Source organism: Sulfobacillus sp. TH-112 (assembly GCF_057473405.1).
The window spans coordinates 1-9,219 of record NZ_JBYCKN010000153.1 but is presented as its reverse complement, the minus strand read 5'-3'; the positions used below and the strand labels follow the sequence as shown (position 1 = coordinate 9,219).

General features: G+C 50.6%; 8 protein-coding genes and 1 pseudogene. 6 read left to right on the top strand and 3 right to left on the bottom strand.

The annotated features are described in order from the left end of the window. Nucleotides 1–150 precede the first annotated feature (150 nt). A pseudogene (locus tag ACOJWD_RS11020) lies at nucleotides 151–324 on the bottom strand (IS1634 family transposase); the annotation flags it as partial. 517 nt (nucleotides 325–841) lie between these two features. Here ACOJWD_RS11020 and ACOJWD_RS11015 point away from each other — a divergent pair. The 5 genes from ACOJWD_RS11015 (at nucleotide 842) to ACOJWD_RS10995 (ending at nucleotide 6,017) form a co-directional block, all read left to right on the top strand. Further along, nucleotides 842–1,351, top strand: coding sequence for a lipid II flippase MurJ (locus tag ACOJWD_RS11015; RefSeq protein ID WP_486993280.1), 510 nt, complete (start codon nucleotides 842–844; stop codon nucleotides 1,349–1,351). 526 nt (nucleotides 1,352–1,877) lie between these two features. Next, nucleotides 1,878–2,969 carry a CDP-glucose 4,6-dehydratase gene (gene rfbG, locus ACOJWD_RS11010; protein WP_486993279.1) on the top strand — a complete coding sequence of 364 codons (1,092 nt, stop codon included), beginning with the start codon at nucleotides 1,878–1,880 and terminating at the stop codon, nucleotides 2,967–2,969. A gap of 26 nt (nucleotides 2,970–2,995) precedes the next feature. Next, nucleotides 2,996–4,276 (top strand): lipopolysaccharide biosynthesis protein RfbH, encoded by a 1,281-nt coding sequence (rfbH, locus tag ACOJWD_RS11005; RefSeq protein ID WP_486993278.1) that lies wholly within the window; start codon nucleotides 2,996–2,998, stop codon nucleotides 4,274–4,276. Continuing rightward, nucleotides 4,273–5,049 carry a glucose-1-phosphate cytidylyltransferase gene (gene rfbF / locus ACOJWD_RS11000; RefSeq protein WP_486993277.1) on the top strand — a complete coding sequence of 259 codons (777 nt, stop codon included), beginning with the start codon at nucleotides 4,273–4,275 and terminating at the stop codon, nucleotides 5,047–5,049. Before rfbH ends, rfbF begins: the two co-directional genes overlap by 4 nt. Then, on the top strand, nucleotides 5,031–6,017 hold the full coding sequence (locus ACOJWD_RS10995) for an NAD-dependent epimerase/dehydratase family protein (protein WP_486993276.1): 987 nt from the start codon (nucleotides 5,031–5,033) through the stop codon (nucleotides 6,015–6,017). Before rfbF ends, ACOJWD_RS10995 begins: the two co-directional genes overlap by 19 nt. 155 nt (nucleotides 6,018–6,172) lie before the next feature. Here the strand turns inward: ACOJWD_RS10995 and ACOJWD_RS10990 are convergent, their stop codons facing one another. After that, nucleotides 6,173–6,967: a LicD family protein gene (locus tag ACOJWD_RS10990; protein ID WP_486993275.1), complete on the bottom strand. Its 795-nt coding sequence runs from the start codon at nucleotides 6,965–6,967 to the stop codon at nucleotides 6,173–6,175. A gap of 97 nt (nucleotides 6,968–7,064) precedes the next feature. Further along, on the bottom strand, nucleotides 7,065–8,075 hold the full coding sequence (locus ACOJWD_RS10985) for a glycosyltransferase family 2 protein (RefSeq protein WP_486993274.1): 1,011 nt from the start codon (nucleotides 8,073–8,075) through the stop codon (nucleotides 7,065–7,067). A 725-nt stretch (nucleotides 8,076–8,800) separates the two neighbouring features. Here ACOJWD_RS10985 and ACOJWD_RS10980 point away from each other — a divergent pair. After that, nucleotides 8,801–9,219, top strand: a 419-nt coding sequence (locus tag ACOJWD_RS10980; protein ID WP_486993273.1) for a hypothetical protein, incomplete at its 3' end; no start/stop codon positions are given.

Here is a 9,219-nt window from a genome sequence, read left to right as displayed (position 1 = left end):
CAGTTAAATCACCGTTTTCGCTCCTAAACATTGAAACAATCGAGTTTTCTTCATGGTGGCGACTTTTGGTACGGGTGGGTCCGTAAAGACGGTTAGCGGGATTGGGAGTGCCTCCAGAATGGCTCTCAAGGTGGCATGAAAGATCGTCGGAAGGGCCGCCGTCAGCCGATCGATCATGTCCCCCTTCAGCGCTTTGTCCGATCGATGACCGGATTCCACGGTGCCGAACCAGGGCACCCCTTCACGGTTGACGAACAACGTCATCAGAATTTGTTTGAGATCGGGCTGGTGATCCTTGGAGTGCCCGTATGCCGGGTGCACTGACGCCGCGCCGGATGTGGCAAACTCTCCCTACAGCGACCGCGACGTACTAGATGTTAGTCTATTCCATGGACATCTCGAACTCGGGGCGATACTTTAACCTAATCGAGGTGAGGAAGATGGCCAAAAAGTACGATGCGGCATGAGATTGCGGGCGAAACAACCATGGTTGATTTGGACAGCCAATGGGCCATGGTGTTGCATTGGCTGCCTACAGCGCTTCTTTTCCAGCGATAGTAGAACTCTCCAATGACGGCGTGGAGTCGCCGGGATTAGAATGACAAGACGATGAAAATCATGGATTCAGGTTGTCATGGAACCTCCCAGGTTATGGAAAAAAGGGGTTAGTGAAGCAAGGAATTCACTTGCGATTCGTATGGTCCTTCACTTGCGATTCGTATGGTCCTTTAGGCATCCCTTGACGCACCGTCTCATCTGTTTGGCGAGACCCATTGTGATGACCTCTCTCACCTCTTCATTAGGGATGATTGTCGACCGATATCGCTTAATTCAATGACCGCTGGGCATTCTCGTGGAACCATTGGTCACGCCGATTTTTACCCGCCTTTCGCAACACATAGTGGGAGAACGGCTTGACGCTTGGCAACGGACGATTAATTCAGGGGCTGTCGTGATGGGGGGAGGAATGGTGATTTTAACGCTCGCACTGATTTGGGGCCCCGAGGTACTTATTCGCCTGATCTATCACCATGGTTCATGTAATCAACACTTCATTCAGCTCACCAGTGGCATCTTACCGTACTGTGCGGTGGGATTGGCGGCCATGACCTTAATTCAGCTCTTGGTAAAGGACATGGTCTCGCTTCAACATACCGGATCACTAGCCATGTGGTCTCTTGTAGCCACTTTCACCAACATTGGGGCGGATGTGATATTAGTCCACCTTTTGCAAGGCCGAGGTCTAGCCCTCGGAACGAGCCTTGCCAACATCACCTATGCAATCGGAGTGGCTTATAGCCTACACCGCGTCGTGCAAAAACGACAAGTACCAGGAACGGCTATCAACTGACGCACCCTCCCACCGCTCCTTTGAGCTAGGTTGAACCGGATAATCTCAAAATGCCGGGATACCAAATGAATTATCTGCTTTTCTTTTCGCCTATGGGATCCATCCTCCGAGTCCTATTCGAGCCGCCATTCCAGTATGGGCATATAGTAACTCGGATCCATCCCTCATATCTCCACGCAAATAACACACGAAAGAGACTCCTTTTTCAGAACTTCTTAAGCCACCCAACCCCTCCGCTCAATCGGGATTAGCCTGACGACACCTCAGCATTTCCCCATGGCGCTTTGAAACTAGTGTCCTCCCCATGAGAAACGAACATCTGACGCTCATTCACGTTTTTCATCTCTAAATCGCCCGTGTATCACCTTCCAGGGGTGATGTCCCTCCACCAAAAGATGTGCCACTCTCTGTTTGCACGACCCTAAAAAGGTGGGCTAAGAGTCTTCCCACATGATGGACTCGACCTCGGACACTTGAGGTAGAAGAATCCGTCACGAGCGATTACCGTTTAAGGAGAGGGACGACAATGCAACAGTTTTATCGCGATCGACGGGTTTTGATTACCGGAAATACCGGATTTAAGGGGGCTTGGCTGTCGGTTCTACTCATGCTATGGGGCGCGAAGGTCTCTGGCTATTCACTCCCCAAGCCTCCTACCGAACCTAGCCTATTTACTCTTATCGATCTCGCATCGCGAATGGATCAAGGGTACGGTGACATCCGCGATCACGAGTCTTTAAAGCGACAGTTAGCGGAGTTTCATCCGGAATTAATTATTCATATGGCAGCCCAAACATTAGTCGGTGAAGGATTTCGGGACCCTTGGACAACATTCGAAACAAACATCATGGGAACAGCTCAGTTGTTAGAGTTAGTCCGGGAAACTGAATTCGTCCGCGGAGTGATTGTCGTGACTAGTGACAAATGCTATCGCCCCTCTCCGGACGGTCTGGTCGCATTTTCTGAGGAAGACCCCCTCGGAGGAGACGATCCTTACAGCGCCAGCAAGGCCTCTCAAGAACTGGTGACCCATGCGTACGGCCTCTTACTGGCGAAACACGGGGTGGGCCTTGCCACAGCGCGGGCGGGCAACGTCATCGGTGGCGGTGACTGGGCAGAGAACCGACTCGTACCAGACGTGATGCGGTCACTGTCACGTAAGGAGAGGGTTCTCCTGCGCCATCCCCTCAGTATACGCCCCTGGCAGCACGTACTAGAACCATTGGTGGGATATCTGCGGCTTGGGCAGATGCTGCTACAATCTCCCTTACAATACAGTGGCGCATGGAATTTCGGACCCTCCGGCGAACGAAAAACAGTTCAGGACCTAGTCAATGCCATCCGACAGAACGTGAGCCATTCGCTTAGTGTCGAAGTATCAAACCAGCATCGTTTTGAAGAGAGTCCCCATTTGGCTGTCGATAGCCGAAAAGCGCAACGACAATTAGGATGGAGACCCGTGTGGAATTTCGAGACCAGCATGCGAATGACCGTAGAGTGGTACCAACACTGGATGGATGGTGACGATCCCAGTCAACTGATGAGTATGACCACGAACCAAATTTCCACGTTTATTCAAGACGCCGACTGGGTTTCCTGGGCGGAGGTGTCCTCATAATACGGGCAGAGCGTATTCGAAAATTTTTGGAAGAGGAACTTCAGGTTTCGGTTCCAGCATTCCCCATCCCGATAGAACAAGGAGTGCCGGTTAGCGGAAAGGTTTACGGCTTTGAGGAATTAGTCTTTGGCATGGAGGCTCTCCTCGACGGATGGTGGACCAGCGGTGCATATTCGCTACAGTTTGCGCGACAGCTGGCGCGATATCTCAATGTGCGCCACGCAATACTTACGAATTCTGGTTCATCGGCCAATTTGTTGTCTCTTTCAGCCTTGACGTCAGAACAGCTGGGCGAGAGGCGGTTGAAGCCAGGCGATGAGGTCATTGTACCCGCCACCTCCTTTCCTACAACCTTGAACCCCATCATTCAAAACCAGTTAGTCCCAGTTCTGGTGGATATTGAACTCGGCCATTACAACCTCGCGATGGATGCCTTGGAAGAGGCAATTTCCCCACGGACTCGAGCCATCATCGCCGCACACACATTGGGCAACCCTTTCGATCTGGACCGTGTGACAGCATTAGCAGAGCGCCATAACCTATGGCTCATTGAAGATGCCTGTGACGCCTTGGGAGCGCAATGGCGAGGTAAGATGGTTGGGTCCTTCGGTGACTTGTCCACCGGCAGCTTCTATCCCGCCCACCACCTCACCACGGGAGAAGGAGGGGTTGTCTACACGAACCGACCACGGTTAAAGACCATCGTGGAGTCCTTTCGCGATTGGGGCCGAGACTGCTGGTGTGAAACCGGCTGCGATAATACGTGCGGAAAGCGCTTTACCTGGGAACAAGGATCTCTTCCCTATGGCTACGATCACAAATATACGTATAGTCATATCGGCTACAACCTAAAAATGACTGATATCCAAGCGGCTATCGGATTGGCACAAATCGCCCGTTTGCCGCAGTTTATAGAACGCAGGATCCAAAACTTTGCCGTTTTACACGAACGACTGGCCGATTTGAGCGGTCAACTCATACTTCCTCGCTACCACCACCAGGCCAAGCCAAGTTGGTTTGGATACCCGATCACACTTCGCAGTGGAGAAACGCCATCCCGCCTGGAGGTCATTGCACGTCTCGAGGATGCCGGCATCCATACCCGGCTCTTATTTGCTGGTAACGTGCTGCGGCAACCAGCGTATCGCACGAGTACGTTTCGGGTCTCCGGAACCTTAGATATGGCCGACGTAGTGATGCATCACTCATTTTGGGTAGGCGTTTATCCAGCACTGGGAGCAGAGAGTATGCATTACATTGCGGACACGTTGCATGCCATTTTAGCAGGAAAGGTGGGCACGTCATGAAGGTCGTCATTCTCGCGGGAGGACTGGGCACCAGGCTATCCGAGGAGACGGTGGTAAAGCCGAAACCGATGGTGGACATCGGTAGCAGGCCAATTATATGGCACATTATGAAATTTTATGCCGCACAAGGCTTCAACGAGTTTATTGTCTGCTTAGGCTACAAAGGATATCAAATAAAGGAATATTTCATGAATTATTTCATTCACAGTTCGGATGTGACCATTAACCTTAAGACTAACGAAATCGAGTGGCATCACTGTGCTTCCGAACCATGGACTGTCACCTTAATCGATACAGGGGCCCAGACCCAAACCGGAGGGCGCTTGGCCAAAGTCAAGAAATACATTGGCAATGAGACGTTTATGATGACCTACGGAGACGGGCTATCCGATGTGAACTTACACGAGCTCGTACGAAAACATAACCGGTACCCAAAAACTGTGGCTACCGTGACAGCGGTCCAACCATTGGGAAGATTTGGTGCCATAGATATGGATGCATCGGGTCTAGTCACGAGTTTCTTTGAAAAGCCCAAAGGGGATGGGGGATGGATTAACGGGGGGTTCTTTGTGCTTGAACCATCCATCTTCGACTTCATTCATAACGACCTCGAACCCTTTGAGGATGCTCCTTTGATTCGTGTAACGCGCAAGGAGGCCTTGTACGCCTATCAACACCGGGGATTTTGGCACCCCATGGATACCTTGAGGGACAAAACCTATCTCAACCAGTTATGGGACGCTCATGAGGCGCCATGGAAGGTTTGGGACTGATAGGGATGAATATTCTTATACTGGGAGCAAGCGGGTTTATTGGAAGCTGGGTCACGAAGGAACTATTAGATCAAGGATTTAGAGTCACCGGCGTAGTTCGGCCCAACGCGCGCGGGAAATGGCGAATCGACTCGGTAGCCTCACAATATCCAGCATTCTCAGTGATTCAGGCGCTGGAACTCACGGCCAGTGGACTCACGCCGATACTCCAAAGCGCCCCACGTTATCATGCGTTAATTAACTGTGTGGGCGATGGTATCGATCCCCAGCGCCAGAGTTGGCCGGATTTGTGGAAGGCTAACGTGGATGTAAATTGTGAAGCCGCGGAGGTGGCATCTGCCTTGACCATTCCACGAATGATTGTCGCGGGATCGGGATTCGAGTATGGATTCAGCGAATCGGACCAGAAATTCGACGAGAACACGCCGTTAAAACCGACCACACCATACGCTGCCAGCAAAGTTGCGGGGTTTTATGCGATCAAGGAAAAATGCCAGGCATACGACATTTGTCTCGATTATCTACGCGTATTTGGTGCGGTTGGCGCAGGAGACAACCCCCATCGACTGCTGCAGTCCACCATCCAGACCCTCTTGCGAGGAGAACCACTCAATTTGACCGACGGATATCAGGTGCGAGATTTTGTGGCTGTCGACGATGTGGCACGCGCATTTGTAGACATTCTCAAATGGGAACAACCACACCGCGCGGAAGTGTTCAATGTCGCGACAGCCCATGGCAAGACGGTACGAGAATTTGTCATAGCCATTTGCCGACATATGGGTGCCTCAGAGTCTTTACTGAACTGGGGAGCGCGACCGAATAGGCAATCCGAGGGCCGCTATTGGATTGGCGATAATGAAAAGATTCGTCAGATGATTGGATGGTCTCCCCGAATCGACTGGCAAACCGTCGTTCAAGAGGCTTGTCACTTCTATCTTCAAAAATCCAAGGACTTCGCACCGTAGCGTAGGACTCATCGCATCCACGCTAACGCGCCCCACATCAAGACTGCTCGCCCGTCGCTGAGATAATCAAGTCGAGACATATAGTTGCTACGACGCACACTCAATGTAGTCATCGTGTCAAGATTCCTCACACTCATCACTCCGCACCCGTACCGTTACCCTAAGTAGTCCATATACGATTTATTCAGATCAACAACCCAGGGGTTATGTCCGTTTCGTTGGTCGACTGGAGGAACTTCCAAGTATTGTCCGTATATGTTCGTCAAGTACTTTTCGCATTGGTTTGGTACCGGAAGTTGATGCCCTTCGAATTCGAGGTATCTCGGCGTCCCGAATATGGCGCGATCCATAATCTCGCGTCGACCCCCCACGCGGTTAGCCCAGTTATCTGCGTGGTCGAGAGAGACTCTCGATATCACCCAGTCCATGGCAAGACACCGCAAAAAGGTGAGTCTTTGCGATAGACCGATGGGGATGCGGCGCGCCACTTTAAAGAAAAATTCCTGCACTCGCTGCATTAGCAACCTGTTAGGAACACCATCAAGAGGAAACACATCGATAAAAATCCCGTGATGAATCTTGAGTTTCTGCAAGCCAGTCTCAATAAAGGTCGTATTATTGCTATTTACCTTCGCATAAGGAAACGGAAAATGTGGTTGCCTTCTGTAGGTCTGTAAATAATAGGCATCGGCCAATTCTTTAAGAGAGACCTCCAGGAACCGTTGATAGTCGTGTCGTGGAAGAGCTATATCGATATCATCGTCCCAAGGTATAAAACCCCCATGTCGTATAGCGCCTAACGCCGATCCCCCAATCAAATAGTAGGTGAGCTGATGCTTCTTGCATAGGCGATCCACTTCCAACAGCATCTCCAGTTCTTTCATCTGCAACTGTCTTAACTGAATATCATTCACGACCATCCCCCTGACTTTGACCACATTATCTTTCACGTTGGTCTCCATACCACCCGTACTTTGTAAGTTCTAGCGTGACCCCGAAAAGTGATGGCTTGATCCACCACGCACCATCTAATCTTTCGAAGAAATACTACCGAGGCGACTTTTTGGCATAAGTTGAGTCATATGGGGTTTCCCTCGTTTTTCCCGGTCGTGTCAACAAATCGACGCGACGAAGACCTAAGGGCAACGACATCCCTCCCCTTCGCCTGACCTGGCGCACGATATTGACGATCTTCAACGGTACACATCGCATCAGCAAAAGCTTTGCAGATTCAAACGACCAGTGTGTCAATCCGTAAGCCACGAAAGGACGCCACATGGTCGGGTCCTCGCGCGATGCCCAATATCGACAGCGCGCTTCGGCGTCATGATACAAACGATGTAACTCCTTGAATTGATCAAACCGACCGAGGAGAAAATGATACATATCACGGGTTGCCTCGGCATATTGCCACTCAGTTGCTCTGACCGTGGTGGATGATGGATGAATGCGATAAAAAGCTAGCCTCTCAGAAGACACCGCGAGATTAAATCCCGAAAGGGACAAGACGTTCCACCATGTCCAATCAAAAAACATGTTGTCGACAAATCCAATGTTTCGCACCGCCTCGACCGGGAATAGGGTAGCGCATAACCCCACCCAATTTCTCCTGAAAAACAACCGTGGCTCGCAGTACACTCCCGTCAGCAATGACGGACGATCGCCGATGAGATGTCCATCGGCATCAATGTGGCCAAAATCGACCGTGTAGAAACAAGGATCTGTGCGTGAGCACAGGGCGCTCATCCCATGACTCAAAAACTCCGGAGCCAGCAAATCGTCGTCTGACAATATCACCGCATAGCGGCCCCGTGCGCAGTGCAACGCAAACCAAATGTTTTCTTGCATCGAAGCCCATGACGGTTGCTCATAGACGTGAATCCTAGAATGACGAAGCGTTGCCAAGAAAGACTGGGTGGAGTCTGTAGACGCGTTATTGACGATCACAATCTCAAATTTGTCATAGTCTTGGGCCAAAGCAGACTGCACTGCTTGTTCGAGAAGCTCCCGCCGATTATAGGTTGGTATAATAATGCTCACCTCGGGAGTATCATTCATTCATCATCACATGCTCCTCTCAACACGTCCTGAAGAATTACTCGTTCGTATAGCGCAATCCTTCGAACAGGGATCATTGTCGCAAAACTCGTAGTCCTATCACATCACCCCACATGGGCGAATTGCGATCACCCTCGAAGAACCATCCATCTCCCGAAATCATGACAATTTCCCGTCCTTTTAGATCAGCCACCAAAGCTCCTCAATCGGCCGTGCAAAAAAAGCGCGATGTATAAGTGACTCCGGATGCTTATCCCGTCTATCACACAAGAGGGTGCGATATCGACCTTTCAGTGATGCCATAACGGGGTTAAAGAATTCCCTAAAGTGCCCAGTATCTTCCCTCGTCACCCCCAAGGTCTTTCCCGTCACCTTTTAATCACCCGTCGAGGTGATAGGTTTTCCGCTGACAACATGCCACGCTATAGAACAAGTTCGTCGTGGCCGATTCGACCGGAAGATTGTCACAAAATCTACGTTTTCGAAATAAAGCCATATGAAAAAAGGTTGGCAACCACGGACATGCTCACGTGTCGGACCCGACGAAAACCATGCGGTGGAAAATCAGACTACGGATATTGGCTCGAATTTCAAGCAAAGCTGAACCCCCCATTGACCGGCATATCCCACAAAGAAAGATTTGCGCGATCATGCCCGGTCCCTACAAATTAACGCCATTACACGGTGGGGCAGCATGGTTAACGGTAATTTCTGGGAGGGCTTACATGCGTGTCGCAGTGGTGTTTTTAGATTACGCCCCAATTCATGCGTTTAAAGACCAGGGCATGTATATGCGTGCTCTTAAGCTGGCAGGATATGACGCCATTTTGGTCACGGCCGAAAAACCTGAGCTGACTGACTATCAATCACCCGACTTCGAAATCATTTCGGTCAGCCGGAAAGAGATTTTGTCCGGTCAAGTTTGGGATTCGACCTCTGCAGACGTGGTCATTGGCATCAATTGGTTTAGTCGTCACTTTCTCCATGCCGCCGATAATCTTTGGCAACGTAAAATACCCCTCATCATCAAGGCAGACACAGATGGATATATCAGCCCACGCCTTTGGTTAAAGGAATCGTTGCGACGAAGCGTACACCAGTCTAACCATGGTCATGTCAGTCTCATAGGTGCCGCCAAGACTCT

Excerpts from the sequence above, each read along its gene's own strand:
- rfbF (WP_486993277.1), top strand. The coding sequence starts at position 4,273 with ATGAAGGTCGTCATTCTCGCGGGAGGACTGGGCACCAGGCTATCCGAG.
- ACOJWD_RS10995 (WP_486993276.1), top strand. The coding sequence starts at position 5,031 with ATGGAAGGTTTGGGACTGATAGGGATGAATATTCTTATACTGGGAGCA.
- ACOJWD_RS10985 (WP_486993274.1), bottom strand. The coding sequence starts at position 8,075 with ATGAATGATACTCCCGAGGTGAGCATTATTATACCAACCTATAATCGG.
- rfbG (WP_486993279.1), top strand. The coding sequence starts at position 1,878 with ATGCAACAGTTTTATCGCGATCGACGGGTTTTGATTACCGGAAATACC.